The sequence below is a fragment of the Streptomyces sp. H39-S7 genome (assembly GCF_027158205.1).
GTDB lineage: Bacteria > Actinomycetota > Actinomycetes > Streptomycetales > Streptomycetaceae > Actinacidiphila.
In genome coordinates this window covers 144,170-160,258 of record NZ_JAPVLU010000010.1, presented here as the reverse complement: position 1 = coordinate 160,258, position 16,089 = coordinate 144,170, and the positions used below count along the sequence as shown (strand labels likewise).

Sequence of the window (16,089 nt, the reverse complement as noted above, 5' to 3'; positions counted from 1 at the left end):
CCCCCTCAGCCCCGTGCCCGGAGGCGGTCTGTGCTGTCCTCGCTGGGCTGTACGACGACGAAGCCCTGGCCGGAGAACGCGATCTGGAACGCCTCGCCGCTGCCCCGCCCGATCAGGGAGGACGCCTTGAAGCTGCGCTTGGCCTTCATCTTGAGTCCCGACGACCAGGCCACGAGTGCGTCCGGGTCGACGTAGGTCTCGTCGGCGCCGCTTCCGCAGTCGACGACGATCGGTGTGCCGCGGGAGGTGATGGCGACCCAGCCGGTGCCCTTCACCCCCACGTTGAACAGGCCCTGGCCGGCGAACTTGGCGAGCCCCTTGACCCGCTCGACGCCCCACTGGAGGTGCGCGTCGAAGGCGAGCAGGTTGGTGCCGTTGACCGACAGGGACTCGTTGTTGAGGTTGACGCACACCACGTCGGCGCCGTAGTCGGCCAGGTAGAGCAGGCCGTCGCCGGTGCACTTCATCAGCGGCGCGCCCTCACCGGTGAGCCACTGCGAGGCCATCTGCCGGACGGCGGGCGGGTTGGGCTCGTACTGGACGAAGCCCTCGTAGGCGACCATCGAGCCGGTGCGGGCGAACAGGTCCTGGCCGGTCTGCATGGCGACCTTGAGCATCGCCGAGCCGTGGGTGTCCATCCGGGCGGTCACCGGGGTCGGTGCGTAGCCCGCGATCATCTGCTGGTCCATTGCGGGTCACACCTCGTAGGGCTGGACGACGATGAAGTTGCCGGGAGCGCCGCGGAACTGGAGGTTCACGGTCTCTCCGCTGTGGCCGGGGTAGGCGTTCCTGCGCAGCCGGACCTGGCTGGAGATGATCACCTGGGACGCCGCCGACCAGGCGACGATCGCGTTGCAGTCCGCGTACGTGGTCGGGGTGACCGGCAGCACCACGGGGGTGCCGTGGGTCTTGACGATGATCGTTCCGGTGCCCTGGAACTGCATCGTGAAGAGCGCGCCGCCGGGGATGCCGTGGCCCTCGATCCTGCGCACCTCGTACTGCAGGCTCTCGTCGAAGGCGAGCACGTTCTCCGAGGAGACGCAGATGGCGTCGCCCTGGAGTTCGATCGGGTGCAGGTGGGCGCCGTTCTCCGCGAAGAAGACCTGGCCCTGGCCGGAGCAGCGCATCAGCTGCATCTCCTGGCCGGTGGCGCCGCCGACGATGCGGCCGGCGAACCCGGCGCCCTTGTAGCTGTATTCGACCTTGCCCTGGTAGAGCACCATGCTGCCCTGGCGGGCGAGCACCGGCTGGCCGCCGGCCTGCGAGAGGTCGGCCCGCATCATCTTGTTGTTCTGCTGCGTCCACCGCTGGCCGGTGGGCATCTCGCGGAACTTCTGCAGGGCACCGGAGATCCCGCCCGCCGGCGCGCCCGCCTGCGGCTGGCCGTACCCGGCGGGCTGGCCGGGCACCTGGCCGAACTGCGGCTGGCCCGGCGGCTGGCCGAACTGCGGCTGCCCGTACTGCGGCGGGCCGGGGGGCTGGCCGAACTGCTGGCCCGGGGGTGGTCCGGGCGGCGGTACCTGGCCGAACTGCGGCTGGCCGGGAGCCTGCGGCGGGGTCGCCAGCGGCGCGATCATGGTCTGCTGCTGGTGTATCGACGGGTTGCCCGGGGGCGGTGTGAACCCCTGCGCGGCGGCCGGCTGCGGAGCGCCGAACGCGGGCGCGGGCTGCGGCGGGCCGGGCGGCGCACCGAAGGACGGGGCGGGCGCGGCGCCGCCGGGCGGCGGCGCGAAGCCGGGGGCTCCGCCCTGCTGCGGCGGTGCGGCGGCCGGCGCTTCGTCGGCGACCTCGCCGCCGAAGTTGCGCAGCAGCGCGTCCAGCCCGCCGTCGAAGCCCTGGCCGACGGCGGCGAAGCGCCAGACGTCCTTGAGGTAGACGTCGGCGAGCATCACCGCGCGCTCGGTGCTGAACTCGGCGCCGGTGAAGCTGTAGCGCGCGACCTCCTCACCACCGGCGACGATCCGGAGGTAACCCGGGCCCACCTGCGACATCTGGCCGTTGCCGTCGATGGTCGCGGTGAAGGAGAGCTTGCGGATCTTCGGGGGAATCCGGTCGAGCGTCACGCGGAAGGACTCGCTGTCCCCCGCCTGCGCGCCCAGCTGCTGGATGGATTCCTCGGGCGACTTGGGCTGGTTGAAGAAGATGAAGTAACTGTCGTCGGACAGCTGCTCCTTCTCGTCGAGCCCGAAGCAGCTGATGTCGAACGACAGGCCGGGCCCGGCGATCTGCACACCGATGTACAGATCCGTCCCCGCCGTGAGATCACTGATCTTGGCCTTGTGGCCACGTTGGAATTCCCTGGCCATACGAACGACCGTCCCCCATCCCGTAAATACATGTGCGTTGCGACAGGCTAGCCCCTGACCCCGACAGCGGCTATTCCTCGCGGACGGTCGGAAGCTGCGGCAACCGGCCGGCCGCCACCACGCCCTCCAGGTAACCGCGGGCCCGTTCGGTCCGCGGATACGACTCCAGCAGCTTCCAGAAGCTCGGGCCGTGGCCCGGGACCAGCAGGTGCGCGAGTTCGTGGAGCAGAACGTAGTCGATGACGTACTCGGGCATGCCCTGCAGCCGGTGCGAGAGGCGGATGCTGCCCTCGGAGGGGGTGCAGGATCCCCAGCGGGAGTTCTGGTTGGTGACCCAGCGGACGGAGTCCGGTTCGGCACGGGCGCCCAGGTACTGCTCGGAGAGCTGGGCGGCGCGAGTGGACAGCTCGCCGTCGCCGAGGATCCGTTTGCTCTCCTGCGCCGCGAGTTTCTCGAGCATCACCGTCACCCAGCGTTGCTCCTCGGCGACCGACATCCGGGCCGGAATGAGGACCACGGTGCGGTCTCCCTCGCGGTAGGCCGAGACCGTCCGGCGCCTTCGGGCGCTGCGGCGCACTTCGACCTCATCCGTCCGGGAGGTGAGGGACTGCTGGCTGGAGAGGTCATGCGCTGGGTCGGCGGACACGCTCCGACGTTACCGGGTGGGGGTCCGGGAAGTCCCGTCCCCAGGCCGGTTGGCGTGGGAATCCCCTCGCTTCGTGCGCATATTGAACGACTATCCCCCACAACCTGTGGATAACTTTTCGTCACCGTCGGCGTTCCCCTGCATTCTGTGACCACGGCATTACAACGATGCGGAACTGACGCGGATCTTGAATGGATTCGCGCGCGTCCACCGGGGGTGGCCATGCGTCCCATGCTCAAAACCGCGATGCGGCGCAGTTGGCGCGACCGCGAGAGCGTCCAGTTCGGAATTGATCCGGCCCACGCGGTCGTCCTCGACCGGGTCGACGGCGCGGCGGCAGGATTCCTGGACCTGCTGGACGGCACCCGCGGCGCGGCCCTGCTGACCCGGGACGCCGAGGCGCTGGGACTGGGGGCGCAGCAGGTGCGGCAGCTGCTGGGGCTGCTCGCCGAGGGCGGCGTGCTGGACGACGCGGCGGCACATGCCCGGCTCTCCGAGGCGGTCCGGCACCGGACGGCGGCCATCGACCGGCTGCGGCCCGACCTCGCGGCGCTCTCCGTCGTGCACGCGGGCGCCGGCGGCGCGGCCGGCCGGATGCGGGACCGGCGGGCGGCGCGGGTGCGGGTCCGCGGCGCGGGCCGGGTCGGGGCGGCCGTGGCCGCGCTGCTGTCGGCCGCCGGCGTCGGCCGGGTCGAGGTGCTGGACTGCGGCCGGGTGGATCCGTGGGACGTGAGCCCGGCGGGGATCCCGGCCGAGCACATCGGCGAGCGGCGGGACGCGGCCGCCCGCGGGGCGGTGCGCCGGGCCGCGCCCGATCCGCGCGCGGCGGCGCTCGGGCGGCGGGGCCCCCGGGCCGGGCGCGGGCCGGTGTCCGGGCACGGACCCGGGCGGGAGCCGGAGGATCCGCGGCTCTCGCTGGTCGTGGTGGCCCCGCGCGACGGGCTGGCGGCCTACGCCCCGGAGCCCGGGGAGAGTGAGCGATTGCTCACAGCGGGCATCCCGCACCTTTATGCGGGCGTCGTCGAGGGCATGGGAGTGGTGGGTCCGCTCGTCGTTCCGGGCCGCACCGGCTGTGCGGGCTGCCTCGCGCTGCGGCTGGCGGACCGGGATCCGGCCTGGCCGCGGATGCTCGCCCAGCTCAGATCCGGGCGGGCGCCGGGCGTCCCGGCCTGCGACATCGCCCTGGCGACGGTCGTCGCGGGGCTTGCCGCCGCCCATGCGCTGGCCTTCCTGGACGGCGGCACTCCCCCGAGTTCCGGGGCCCGGGTGGAGATCGCGCTGGCCCGGCTGTCCATGGAAGTACGACCGGTGCCTGGTGACATCAGATGCGGCTGCGGCGCGGGAAGCGACGCAAGGGCCGTGCTGCCCGCCGCGCCGCGAGTGCGGAGAGGCACAATGGCCACGTGACCGACGGGAAAGAGGAGCGCATGTCTGATCTTCCTCGTAAGGCGGTGACTCGCACCGCGAAACTGGCCGCGCTCCCCCTGGGGTTCGCGGGCCGCGCCACACTCGGGCTGGGCAAGCGGCTGGGCGGTCGTCCCGCCGAGGTCGTCGCGAGCGAATTGCAGGAGGCCACGGCCGAGCAGCTGTTCAAGGTGCTCGGCGAGCTCAAGGGCGGGGCCATGAAATTCGGCCAGGCGCTGTCGGTGTTCGAGGCCGCGCTGCCCGAGGACGTGGCCGGTCCGTACCGGGCCGCCCTCACCAAACTGCAGGACTCCGCGCCACCGATGCCCGCGAGCACCGTGCGCAAGGTGCTCGCCCAGCGGCTCGGCGCGGACTGGCGGGAGCTCTTCACCGAATTCAACGAGAGCCCGGCCGCCGCGGCCTCGATCGGCCAGGTGCACCGCGCGGTCTGGCACGACGGCCGGACGGTGGCGGTGAAGGTGCAGTACCCGGGCGCCGGAGCCGCCCTCCTCTCCGACCTGGCCCAACTGGGCCGGGTGGCCCGGCTGTTCGGCCCGATGATCCCCGGGATGGACATCAAACCGCTCATCGCCGAGATGCGCGACCGGGTCTCGGAGGAGCTGGACTACGAGCTGGAGGCGCAGGCCCAGCAGGCCCACGCCACGGAGTTCGCCGGCGACCCCGACGTCTCGGTGCCCGGGGTGGTGCACCAGGCCGACCAGGTCCTGGTCACCGAGTGGATGGACGGCGTGCCCATGGCCGAGGTGATCGCCAAGGGCACCCCGGAGCAGCGGGACCGGGCCGGCCAGCTGCTGGCGCGCTTCCTGTTCGCGGGCCCGGCGCGTACCGGGCTGCTGCACGCCGACCCGCACCCGGGAAACTTCCGGCTGCTGGTGGACGACGGCCCCGCCGAGGGCTGGCGGCTGGGCGTGCTGGACTTCGGGACGGTGGACCGGCTGCCCGACGGGCTGCCGCTGCCGATCGGCACCGCGCTGCGGCTGGCGCTGGAGGGCGACGCCGACTCGGTGCACGCGATGCTGCGCCAGGAGGGGTTCGTCCGGCCGACGATCAAGCTGCACCCGGACGCGGTGCTGGACTATCTGCGGCCGATCATCGAGCCGGCCGGATCCGAGGAGTTCACCTTCGTCCGCAGCTGGATGCGCGCCCAGGCGGCACGGATCGCCGATCCGCGCTCGCCCGCCCATCAGTTGGGCAAGCAGCTGAACCTGCCGCCGTCGTACCTGCTGATCCACCGCGTGACGTTGAGCACCATCGGCGTCCTGTGCCAGCTGGGCGCGACGGTGCGGCTGCGTGACGAACTGCTGGAGTGGCTGCCGGGCTTCGACGCCGGTGGGGCGGCGGAGTCGGCGTAACCGTCCTGCGGTCCGCTACCACCACGAGGAGTCGAGACGGCCTTCGATACTGCGGAGGTTCTCCCGGCCGCACCGGTCACAGAAATAGACGCGCCGGCTGTTCTCCACGGAGCAGGTCCAGGTGATCGGCAGACCCTCCTCGACGGCACCGCAGCGCGCGCACGTCGTTGTCTGGGCAGTTCCGACCCGGTTGTGCTGAGTCTTCTGGTCCACTTGGCGACGATACCTCTCCGAGTGCCCGATAATCCGCCGTAACGCACCGCGGGGCCGGTCCTTTCGGACCGGCCCCGCGGTGTTCGCTGTGGCACGGAGTGGTGTTACCCGGCCGCTGGTACGCGGCCGTTGGAGCGTGGCTACCGCTGGTTACTGCATGACGGCCATCGCCAGCGCGCGGCGGGCGCGCAGCGAGACGCGTTCGGCCCGGCGCTGCAGTCGGCGTGCCGACACCAGTCGAAGGGCCTGCCGTTCGTGCTCCGCCTCGTAGAGGCGTTGTTGCATATGGGCACGTGCCAAGGCTTCTGGCATGAGTTGCATTTCGAGGTTCCTGTTCTGGCGGGCGCTGTAGGCGCCGGAAGTGTGGCGGGAAGCTTCGGTGGCGGGCGGCGCCACTTCTGTGGAGGGGTTCATGGGGACCTGCTTCTTCGGGTCGTGCGTCACGGGTCGGTCGACGGTTCCTACGGTGCTGGTGTTCACACCGCTACTGCGTTCTTGCGCGGACGGCCACGGGGACGCTTGCGGGCTACGACGACGCCCTGGATGAAGAGCTCTCCACCCCAGACGCCCCAGGGCTCACGGCGGTCCTTCGCACCGGCGAGGCAGGCCTCGCGGACGGGACAGGTCTGGCACAGCGTCTTGGCGTACTCGACATCGGCCGGGGACTCCGCGAAGAAGACCTCCGGGTCGTAGGTCCGGCAGGGGACGGGTACACCGAGGCGCTCGATTTCGTCATCGAGCTCGGTCAGGGGCAGCAACGGGACCTCCGAGTGGACCGCGGGCGGGGTGAGCTGGTCTGTGGGCGATACGGACGGGGCGTGCGGGGTGGCATGCACGGTCGTGGTGTTCCTCGTCTGTCTTGTCCGGCCGGTGGGCCGGTTGTTCGGCTGGAGAAAACAAAAGGGCCGCGGATCCCGGTCTGGGATTCCGCGGCCCTGGAAGGTGCCGGTCTGATCGTCGATCAGACTGGATCGCTCCAGGGTTCGAGCCCGCGGAAGGCCCACATCGAGAGGTGCTGCTGCTTCTGTCCATTTGTGCTGTGACCGGCACCGCCGGGCGTAAAGACATAGGCCGGGGCCTTCGTCTCCACTACTGCCGGTGCCTTGGTCGCTCGCTCGCTGCGCTCACGGATCGAGAGTTCGGCGAGGGAAGCCAGACGCAGAGCCGGGGCTCCGGACATACCGGTGCCGGGCAGCGGGGCGCCGAGCGTGCAGGTGGCGATGACGACCGGACGATCGGTCAGTTTCACGTTCTTGACGATGCTGGTCACGGGTCTTCGCCTCCTCTCGGCGTCTCGTAGGGCTTGTCGTGCTTACTCAGTACATCACGATCTCCCCGGCTCTTGGAAGAGCCGCAGTGACCGTGCTCCGGAAGGCTATGGGGACTTCCTCACCGGGCGCAAACTATTTTTCGGGTTCTTCTGCAACAGCTTCGTCACCGGGTGCACCGGCCGGTTCTCCGCCGGTGCACAGCGCCAGGACCTCGGCGCCGTACTTGTCCAGCTTTCGGCTGCCGACCCCGGCGATCGCGGAGAGGGCGGCCGCCCCGTCGGGCCGGACCTCGGCGATGGCCAGCAGGGTCTTGTCGGTGAAGACGCAGTACGCGGGCTGGCCCAGCTCCCTGGCCTGCTCCGAGCGCCAGTCGCGCAGCCGCTCGTACAGCCCCTCGTCCAGGTCCGACGGGCAGTCCTCGCACCGCATCAGCTTGATCTCGCCGGCCTCGGACAGGGTGCGGCCGCAGACCCGGCAGCGCACCGGGCCGCGCTTGCGCTTGGCCGCGGCGGCCGCGGCCGCTCCGCGCTCGATGCCGCCGCCAGCGGCCGCGAAGCGGCTGCCGGTGCCGCGCGTCGCGGAACCGGGCCGCAGGCCGTCCAGGAAGCGGGAGGGCTTGCGGGTGGCGCGCCCGCCCGGCGAGCGGGAGAGCGCCCAGGACAGGAAGAGGTGGAGCCGGGCGCGGGTGACGCCGACGTACAGCAGCCGGCGCTCCTCCTCGACCTGCTCGTCGGTCTTGGCGTAGGTGATCGGCATCATGCCCTCGGTCAGGCCGACGAGGAACACCGCGTCCCACTCCAGGCCCTTGGCGGCGTGCAGGGAGGCGAGCGTCACGCCCTCGACCGTCGGGGCGTGCTGGGCGCTCGCCCGCTCGTCCAGTTCCGCGACGAGGTCCGACAAGGTGGCCTCGGGGCGGGCCAGCGCGAAGTCGTCGGCGAGCCGGACCAGCGCGGCCAGCGACTCCCAGCGGTCCCGGACCGCGCCCGATCCCGCGGGGGCCTCGGCCGTCCAGCCACGGGAGCTGAGGACGGCCCTGACGTGGTCGGGCACTTCCGTGCCGGCCATCCCCGGATCGGACCCGGCCCCGGCACGGGCGGCGCCGCGCAGCAGCAGCCCGGCCTCGCGGACCTCGGGACGGTCGAAGAACCGCTCCGCGCCGCGCAGCTGGTACGGCACCCCGGCGTCGGCGAGGGCCTGTTCGTAGACCTCGGACTGGGCGTTGATGCGGTACAGGATGGCGATCTCGCTGGGCCGCACGCCGCCGGCGATGAGCTCCTTGATCCGGCGGGCGGCGCCCTCGGCCTCGGTGGGCTCGTCCACGTACTCGGTGTAGCCGGGCTCGGGGCCCGGCTCGCGCTGCGAGATCAGTTCCAGCCGGTGCTGGGCCGCCTGGCCCTTGGCCTGGGAGAGCAGTCCGTTGGCCAGCTGCACCACCTGCGGGGTGGAGCGGTAGTCGCGGACGAGCTTCACGACGGTGGCTTCCGGGTGCCGGGAGCGGAAGCCGAGCAGGTACTCGGGGGTGGCGCCGGTGAAGGAGTAGATGGTCTGCGAGGCGTCGCCGACGACGCAGATGTTGTCCCGGCCGCCGAGCCACAGGTCCAGCAGCCGCTGCTGGAGCGGGCTGACGTCCTGGTACTCGTCGACGACGAAGTGCTGGTACTGGGAGCGGATGGTGTCCGCGACATCCGGGCGCTCCTGGAGGACGCCCACGGTGAGCAGCAGCACGTCCTCGAAGTCGATGACGCCGCGGTCCCGCTTGAGCTGCTCGTACGCCGTGTAGATCTTGGCGATCTCGGCCGGGTCCCGGGGGACCTCGCGGCCGGACTTGGCGGCGGCCGCCGGGTAGTCCTCGGGAACGGTCTGGGTGACCTTGCACCACTCGATCTCGCCCGTCACGTCCCGCAACTCGTTGCGGTCCAGCCGGATCCGGCAGCGGGCGCCGGCCTCCGCGACGAGCTGGACCTTGCGCTCGACGAGCCGCGGCATCTCGCCGCCGATGGCGCGCGGCCAGAAGTACTGGAGCTGGCGCAGCGCGGCGGAGTGGAACGTACGCGCCTGGACGCCGCCCGCGCCGAGCTGGCGCAGCCGTCCGCGCATCTCGCCCGCCGCGCGGGCGGTGAAGGTGACCGCGAGCACGCTGCCGGGCTGCAGTATCCCCGCCCGCACCCCGTAGGCGATCCGGTGCGTGATCGCCCGGGTCTTGCCCGTGCCGGCCCCGGCGAGCACGCAGACCGGCCCGTTCAGCGCGGTCGCGACCTCGCGCTGTTCGGGGTCGAGCCCGTCGAGCACGGCGTCGGGAGAGTCCGGGACTGCCGGGAAGAGCGAGGTGTGCGTTGGTGCGGTCACCCCGCCATGCTGCCAGGTCCTCGGAGGCGGTCGGGAAAGTTATCCACAGCCGAGGTGTGATGGTCCGACCGCGGACGGTGGGAAACCGGTGGCGGCAGGGGCCGCAGGAATGTCCGGAGCGGGGTAGGCGTTGAGCGATCGACGATTCCACCTGCTTGTGAGGAGCGGACACCCATGTCGGGCACTGTGACGATGTACAGCACCACCTGGTGCGGCTACTGCCGTCGGCTCAAGAGCCAGATGGACCGCGAGGGCATCGGCTACACGGAGATCAACATCGAGAACGACCCGGAGTCCGCGGCGTTCGTCGAGAAGGTCAACAACGGCAACCAGCTGGTCCCCACCGTCCTGTTCCCGGACGGATCCGCGCTCCCGAACCCGTCGCTGGCGCAGGTCAAGCAGAAGCTCGGCGTCTGACGCGGCTGATCCCACCCGCATCCGCCGGGGCGCGACCGCGCCCCGGCGGAGTGCTGTCCGCCCCGGCGCCCTCTCAGCCGGCCGCCGGGAACGGGCCGCCGTACCAGAGCTCCATCAGGCGGGCGGCGATCGAGATGCCGCCCGGCGGCAGGATCTCCCCGGACTCGATGCCCTTGCGCAGGTCCTCGCGGGAGAACCAGCGGGCCTCGTGGATCTCCTCGCCGTCGACCTGGATGTCCGGCGAGGTGGCTCGGGCCATGAACCCGAGCATCAGGCTCGACGGGAACGGCCACGGCTGGCTCGCGACATATGTCACGTCGCCGACCGCCACCCCCGCCTCCTCCGCCGTCTCACGCACCACGGCCTGCTCCAGCGACTCACCCGGCTCCACGAACCCCGCCAGCGTCGAGAAGCGCCCTTCCGGCCAGTGCGCCTGGCGGCCGAGCAGCGCACGGTCCTGGTCGTCCGTCACCAGCATGATCACGGCCGGGTCGGTGCGCGGGTAGTGCTCGGCGCCGCACGCCTGGCAGCGCCTGATGTGGCCGGCCGCGGCGATGACCGTGCGCTCACCGCAGCGGGAGCAGAAGCGGTGCGCCCGCTGCCAGTTCTCCAGCGCGACGGCGTGCACCATCAGGCCCGCCTCCAGCGGAGAGAGCAGCCCGGCCACCTCGCGCAGCCCGGCCGCCCGCGCCACGTCGTCCATCCGGCCCGGCAGCGCGTCCTTCTGCAGCGCGAAGTACCGGATGCCGTCCTCGCCGATGCCGAGGAAGTAGCGGTGGGTCTCGGTCTCGGGCGCGTCGAAGGCCGGGACCATGACCAGCTCGGTGCGGCCGTCCTTCTCCTCGACCAGCACCTGGCCGCCGGAGACCACGAAGACACGGGTGGTGGGATGGCTCCAGGCGGCGGCCAGCCAGGCCTCGTCGAGCCGGTGGTGGGCGGCGCGGTCCACGCCCGCCTGGGCGAGGGCCAGCGGCTGGGTGGACAGGTCGATCTCGGACAAGGCTGCTTCCATCTCCCCGTGCGTACGTGAGGTACGCGGTAGCGCGGTTGTCGTTGTCAGTGACTGGTGTCGGTAGGGCGCGCCGGCGTCACCCGGTGACCTCGGCGGAGGCGGGGCGCCAGTTCTCGGCGAGGTCGCCCCACAGGTAGGCGGCGGTCTCCACACCCTTGAACAGCAGGTCGAGCTCGACCTTCTCGTTCACCGAGTGCCAGCCGTCGGACGGTACGGAGATTCCCAGGAACAGCACCGGCACACCCAGTACGTCCTGCAGATCGGCGGCGGGTCCCGAACCGCCCTCGCGGGTGAAGAGGATCTCCTGCTGGAAGGCCCGGCCCATCGAGCGGACGACCGACTGCAGCGCCGGGTGGTCCAGCGGGGTCAGGCAGGGGCGGGTGGTGCCCCAGAACGTGACCTCGTGGCGGATGCCCTCCGGGAGCCGGGCGGCGACCCAGTCGGTGACGAGCTGCTGCACGGCGCCGGCGTCCTGTCCCGCGACCAGCCGGAAGGACAGCTTCAGGTGCGCGGAGGCCGGGACGATGGTCTTGCCGCCGGGGCCCTGGTAGCCGCCGTGGATGCCGTTGACCTCGGCGGTCGGCCGGGCCCAGATGCGTTCCAGGGTCGTGTGGCCGGCTTCGCCGAGCGCTCCGTGGGACCTGGCGGTCCGCAGCCACCGCGACTCGTCGAACGGCAGCGCCGCGAAGAGCTTCCGCTCGCGGTCGGTCAGCTCGACGACCCCGTCGTAGAACCCCGGGATCGCCACCCGCCGGTCGTCGTCGTGCAGCGCGGCGACCAGCCGGGCGGCCTCGGTGGCGGGGTTGGGCACCGCGCCGCCGAACGAACCCGAGTGGATGTCCTGGTCGGGCCCGTACAGATCGACCTGGCAGTCGGCCAGGCCGCGCATGCCGGTGCAGACGGTCGGGGTGTCCTCCGACCACATCCCGGTGTCGGAGACGATCACCGCGTCGCAGGCCAGCCGGTCGGCACGCCGCTCGATCAGCGCGAGGAAGTTCGGCGAGCCGGACTCCTCCTCACCCTCGATCAGCAGCTTGAGGTTGACGGCGGGCGCGGTCCTGCCGGTCGCGGCGAGGTGGGCGCGCAGGCCCAGCGTGTGGAAGAGGACCTGGCCCTTGTCGTCGGCCGCGCCCCTCGCGTAGATCCGGCCGTCGGCGGTGTGCGGCTCGAACGGGTCGGTGGCCCAGCCGTCCTCGCGGGCGGCGGGCTGCACGTCATGGTGGCCGTAGACCAGCACGGTCGGCGCCTGCGGGTCGCCGGACGGCCACTCCGCGAAGACCGCCGGCAGACCGTCGCTCTCCCAGACCTCGGCGGTCGGGAAGCCGGTCTCCGCCAGCTTCGCCGCCAGCCAGCGCGCACTGCCCAGCACGTCGTCCGCCCGGGCGGGATCCGCCGAGACGGACGGGATCCGCAGCCACTCGACGAGGTCGGCGAGGAACGCGGAGCGGTGGGCGTCGATGTAGGCGTGGACGGCGCTGTCCGGGGCGGTACTCATGACGTCGAGCCTAACCGGCGCGCCGGACACCTCCGGCCGGAGGTGACGGCCGGAGGTTCCGCCGCCCGTGGCGGACGGACGCGGCGGGGGACGCGGCCGCCGGATGGGCCGGAGACGTGGCGGCCCGGGGCGCTCAGCCGGGCTCGTCGAGCAGCAGCCGCTCCAGGGCGGCGCGGTCCGGCAGGGACGCGGGCCTGACGACCTCACCGGTCCGGACGTAGAGGAACGCCGCGGTTACCCGGTGCAGGGGAACCTGGTGCTGCTCGGCCCAGGCGAGGCGGTAGAGGGCCAGCTGGAGCGGGTCGCCGGACCGGGAGCGGCTGGTCTTCCAGTCGACGATCTCGTAGGTGACGCCCTCGCCGGGATCGTCGCCCGCCGTACCCGCGGTGCGGTAGACGGCGTCGATACGGCCGCGGATCATGCGGCCGGCCAGCGCCAACTGGAAGGGCGCCTCGACGCGGTGGGGCGTGCGGTCGGCGTACGGGGTGCCGAGGAACGCCTCCTTGAGGGCGGCGAGGTCCCGCTCGTCGTCGATCTCGTCCCCGCCCTCGACCCCGGGCAGGTCCTCGGGGGCGAAGAGCGGCCGCTCGTCGAAGCGGGACTCGACCCAGGCGTGGAAGCGGGTTCCCCGGCGCGCCGCGGGCTGCGGGGGGCGCGGCATGGGGCGGGCGAGCGCGCGGGCGAACCCGTCCGGGTCGGCGGCCAGCCGCATCAGCTGCGACGCGGTGAGGACGGGCGGCACCGGCACGTCCCGGACGGTCGCGCGGGCGCGCCGCAACTCCCCGGCGAGCGCGTCGAGGTCGCGGTCCCAGGAGGCGACGAGGCGGGACTCCTCGGGGAGCAGGCGCGCCCGTGCGGGGGCTGCGCCCGCGGTGGTGACCTCGGCGGGCGGGTGGCCGGGGTCGACGGGACGCTCGGGGTCCGCGTCGACGTCCGCTTCGGGGTCGGCGGGATGCCCGTGGCCTTCGGGACGCTCCGCCGAGAGCTCGTCCCAGTCGGCGTCCTCCCACTCCTCCCCGTCCGCCCACCCGGGCTCGTCCTCGGCCTCCGGGAAATCCGCCTCGGCGTGCGCGTCGGCGAACGCGTGCTCCTGCGGCGCGTCCAGATACGCGAGCACCGTCCTGGCCGCCTGGCGCCGGCGGTCGAGGGCGGCGGCGTCGAGCGGGAGCGGCCAGGCGTGCTCGACGGAGGTCTCCAGCGCCGGATTGACGGCGTCCTCCGCGGGCGGCTCGGTCCAGTGCTCGATCTCGCCGTGGCCCGCCTCGCAGTGCACGCGCAGCGCGTCCAGGAAGGCGGACGGGCCGTACGGGGTCTTCTGGGTGGGCCCCCACCAGTAGCCGGAACCGAGCAGCAGGGAGCGGGGGCGGGTGAAGGTGACGTAGCCGAGGCGGAGCTCCTCTATCCGGTTGTGCTCCTTCATCGCGTCCCGGAACCGGTCGAGGCCCGCCTTCGACCATGCGTCGACGTCGGGGAGGGTCGCCGCGTCGCCACGCAGCGGGTGCGGCAGCACCTTGGCGTTGGCGGTCCACAGCTCGCGCCCGCGCTCGTTCGGAAAGCCCTTCTTCACCAGTCCCGGGACGGCCACGACGTCCCACTCCAGGCCCTTGGACTTGTGCGCGGTGAGCACCTTCACCGTGTTCTCGCCGCCGGGGAGCGAACTGTCCAGGCCCTTCTCGTACTGGGCGGCGGTGCGCAGGAAGCCGAGGAAGGCGAGGAGGGTCGCCTCGCCGTCGAGGGAGGCGAAGTTGGCCGCTATGTCCAGGAAGGCGTTGAGCGTCTCCTTGCGGCGGGCCGCCAGCGCGTGCGGGGACGCGGACAGCTCGACCTCCAGGCCGGTGACCGCGAGCACCCGGTGCAGGACGTCCATCAGCGGGTCGGCCAGCGCGCGCCGCAGATCCCGTATTTCGGCCGCCAGCCGGGCGAACCGGACCCGCGCCTCGGGCGAGAACGGCAGCTCGTCGCCCGGGTCGCCGTCCAGGAACGTCTCCAGGGCGTCGGCGAGCGAGACCACCTCGGCGGGATCGACCCCTTCGACGGCCGCCGCCAGCCGCCGCTCCGGGTCGTCCTCCGCGCCGCCGGCTCCGAACCGGACGAGGACGCGGGCCCGGCGACCGAGCAGCGCCAGGTCCCGGGCGCCGATGCGCCAGCGGGGGCCGGTGAGCAGCCGGACCAGCGACGCGTTCGCCGTCGGGTCGTGCAGCACCTCGCAGACGGCGACGAGGTCGGCAACCTCGGGCAGGTGGAGCAGCCCGGACAGGCCCACGACCTCGACGGGGATGTCGCGGGCGACCAGCGCGGCGTGGATGTCGGCGAAGTGGCCCGTCGTCCGGCACAGGACGGCGATCTCGCCGGGCTCGGTGCCGGTGCGCACCAGGTGGGCGAGGGAGTCGGCCAGCCACTCGATCTCCTCGGCCTGGCTGGACAGCAGCGCGCAGCGCACCAGCCCGTCGCGCTCGGCGCCGGGGGCGGGGCGCAGCGCCTCGACGCCTTCGTGCCGGGCGCGCAGCTCGGTGGCGAGGCCGTTGGCGAGGTCCAGGAGGCGGCCGCCGCTGCGGCGGTTCTCACTGAGCGAGAACCGGCGGGCGGGCGATCCGTCCGCGTTCGGGAAGTGGGCGGGGAAGTCGTCGAGGTTGGCGACAGAGGCGCCGCGCCAGCCGTAGATCGCCTGGCACGGGTCGCCGACGGCGGTGACCGGATGACCGGTGCCCTCGCCGCCGAACAGCCCGGCGAGCAGCAGCCGCTGGGCGACGGAGGTGTCCTGGTACTCGTCGAGCAGCACCACCTTGTACTGCTCGCGCAGGATCGAGCCGACCTCCGGACGGGTGCGGGCCACCGTCGCCGACAGGGCGATCTGGTCGCCGAAGTCCAGCAGGTCGCGGCGCTGCTTCTGCTCGCGGTAGGCGGCAGCGAGCCCGGTGAGGTCCTGGCGGGCCCGCGCGGTCTCCGGCAGCTTGCGCAGGTCCGCGTTGGTGAGCTTGACGGGGGCCAGGGCGTCGAGCCAGCCGGCGTCGTGGGCGAGCAGCCGGTCCGGCGGAACGAGGTGCTCGTTGAGCTCGCCCTCCAGCGCCAGCAGGTCGCTGACCAGCGAGGGCAGGCTCTTGGTCAGTGCCGGGTACGGGCCCGGCGCGGCCCGCAGCACCTTCGCGGCGAGCTGGTAGCGGGTGGCGTCGGCGAGCAGCCGGGCGGTGGGCTCGAGACCGATGCGCAGCCCGTGTTCCTTGAGCAGCTGGCCGGCGAACGCGTGGTACGTGGAGATCTGCGGCTCACCGGTCGCGCCCTCCCCCTCCCCGGCACCGGGCGGGCCGACCGGATCCGGATCGGTGATCCCGGCCTGGACGAGCGCCCTGCGGACCCGCTCGGCGAGCTCCCCCGCGGCCTTGTTGGTGAACGTCAGGCCGAGCACTTCCTCGGGGGCGACCTGCCCCGTCCCCACCAGCCAGACGACGCGGGCGGCCATCACCGTCGTCTTGCCGGAGCCGGCCCCGGCCACGATCACGTTCGGCGCGAGGGGTGCGGTGACGCACTCCATCTGCTCCGGGGTGAAAGGGATGCCGAGGAGCGCCTTGAGCTGCTCGGGATCCGTGATGCGTGCTGCCACCCCAGTGA

Annotated in this window: 14 protein-coding genes; 3 read left to right on the top strand and 11 right to left on the bottom strand. The window is 72.5% G+C overall.

Annotated features, from left to right (window positions below):
* Positions 1-5 precede the first annotated feature (5 nt).
* From O3X23_RS12150 to O3X23_RS12140, 3 genes are all read right to left on the bottom strand, one after another.
* Positions 6-689, bottom strand: coding sequence for an AIM24 family protein (locus O3X23_RS12150; RefSeq protein WP_269271313.1), 684 nt, complete (start codon positions 687-689; stop codon positions 6-8).
* A gap of 6 nt (positions 690-695) precedes the next feature.
* Positions 696-2,306, bottom strand: coding sequence for a TerD family protein (locus O3X23_RS12145; RefSeq protein WP_269271312.1), 1,611 nt, complete (start codon positions 2,304-2,306; stop codon positions 696-698).
* 70 nt (positions 2,307-2,376) lie between these two features.
* Entirely contained in the window at positions 2,377-2,952 is a 576-nt protein-coding gene (locus tag O3X23_RS12140; protein ID WP_269271311.1) for a M48 metallopeptidase family protein, read from the bottom strand.
* A 231-nt stretch (positions 2,953-3,183) separates the two neighbouring features.
* Here O3X23_RS12140 and O3X23_RS12135 point away from each other — a divergent pair, with 231 nt between their 5' ends.
* Both O3X23_RS12135 and O3X23_RS12130 read left to right on the top strand, forming a co-directional pair.
* Positions 3,184-4,359, top strand: coding sequence for a TOMM precursor leader peptide-binding protein (locus O3X23_RS12135; protein ID WP_269271310.1), 1,176 nt, complete (start codon positions 3,184-3,186; stop codon positions 4,357-4,359).
* Positions 4,360-4,379: 20 nt separating this feature from the next.
* Positions 4,380-5,729 (top strand): ABC1 kinase family protein, encoded by a 1,350-nt coding sequence (locus O3X23_RS12130; RefSeq protein WP_269271309.1) that lies wholly within the window; start codon positions 4,380-4,382, stop codon positions 5,727-5,729.
* A gap of 15 nt (positions 5,730-5,744) precedes the next feature.
* On the opposite strand, the gene O3X23_RS12125 is transcribed toward O3X23_RS12130, so the two are convergent.
* The 5 genes from O3X23_RS12125 to O3X23_RS12105 all read right to left on the bottom strand — a co-directional run bounded on the left by O3X23_RS12125 (position 5,745) and on the right by O3X23_RS12105 (position 9,559).
* Positions 5,745-5,942 (bottom strand): hypothetical protein, encoded by a 198-nt coding sequence (locus O3X23_RS12125; RefSeq protein WP_138350955.1) that lies wholly within the window; start codon positions 5,940-5,942, stop codon positions 5,745-5,747.
* 150 nt (positions 5,943-6,092) lie between these two features.
* Positions 6,093-6,356, bottom strand: coding sequence for a hypothetical protein (locus O3X23_RS12120; protein ID WP_269271377.1), 264 nt, complete (start codon positions 6,354-6,356; stop codon positions 6,093-6,095).
* A 62-nt stretch (positions 6,357-6,418) separates the two neighbouring features.
* Positions 6,419-6,778, bottom strand: a complete 360-nt coding sequence (locus tag O3X23_RS12115) for a WhiB family transcriptional regulator (RefSeq protein ID WP_269271308.1) — start codon at positions 6,776-6,778, stop codon at positions 6,419-6,421.
* A 125-nt stretch (positions 6,779-6,903) separates the two neighbouring features.
* The gene (locus O3X23_RS12110) at positions 6,904-7,212 is read right to left on the bottom strand and encodes a hypothetical protein (RefSeq protein WP_269271307.1); all 309 of its coding nucleotides are present in this window, start codon (positions 7,210-7,212) and stop codon (positions 6,904-6,906) included.
* 133 nt (positions 7,213-7,345) lie between these two features.
* Positions 7,346-9,559 carry an ATP-dependent DNA helicase UvrD2 gene (locus tag O3X23_RS12105; RefSeq protein ID WP_269271306.1) on the bottom strand — a complete coding sequence of 738 codons (2,214 nt, stop codon included), beginning with the start codon at positions 9,557-9,559 and terminating at the stop codon, positions 7,346-7,348.
* A gap of 174 nt (positions 9,560-9,733) precedes the next feature.
* On the opposite strand from O3X23_RS12105, the gene O3X23_RS12100 reads away from it, so the two are divergent.
* The gene (locus tag O3X23_RS12100) at positions 9,734-9,976 is read left to right on the top strand and encodes a mycoredoxin (RefSeq protein WP_269271305.1); all 243 of its coding nucleotides are present in this window, start codon (positions 9,734-9,736) and stop codon (positions 9,974-9,976) included.
* A gap of 73 nt (positions 9,977-10,049) precedes the next feature.
* Here the strand turns inward: O3X23_RS12100 and nudC are convergent, their stop codons facing one another.
* From nudC to O3X23_RS12085, 3 genes are all read right to left on the bottom strand, one after another.
* Positions 10,050-10,988, bottom strand: a complete 939-nt coding sequence (nudC, locus tag O3X23_RS12095) for an NAD(+) diphosphatase (protein ID WP_269271304.1) — start codon at positions 10,986-10,988, stop codon at positions 10,050-10,052.
* Positions 10,989-11,064: 76 nt separating this feature from the next.
* Positions 11,065-12,483, bottom strand: coding sequence for a M20/M25/M40 family metallo-hydrolase (locus O3X23_RS12090; RefSeq protein ID WP_269271303.1), 1,419 nt, complete (start codon positions 12,481-12,483; stop codon positions 11,065-11,067).
* 133 nt (positions 12,484-12,616) lie between these two features.
* Positions 12,617-16,081 (bottom strand): UvrD-helicase domain-containing protein, encoded by a 3,465-nt coding sequence (locus O3X23_RS12085; protein WP_269271302.1) that lies wholly within the window; start codon positions 16,079-16,081, stop codon positions 12,617-12,619.
* Positions 16,082-16,089 lie beyond the last annotated feature (8 nt).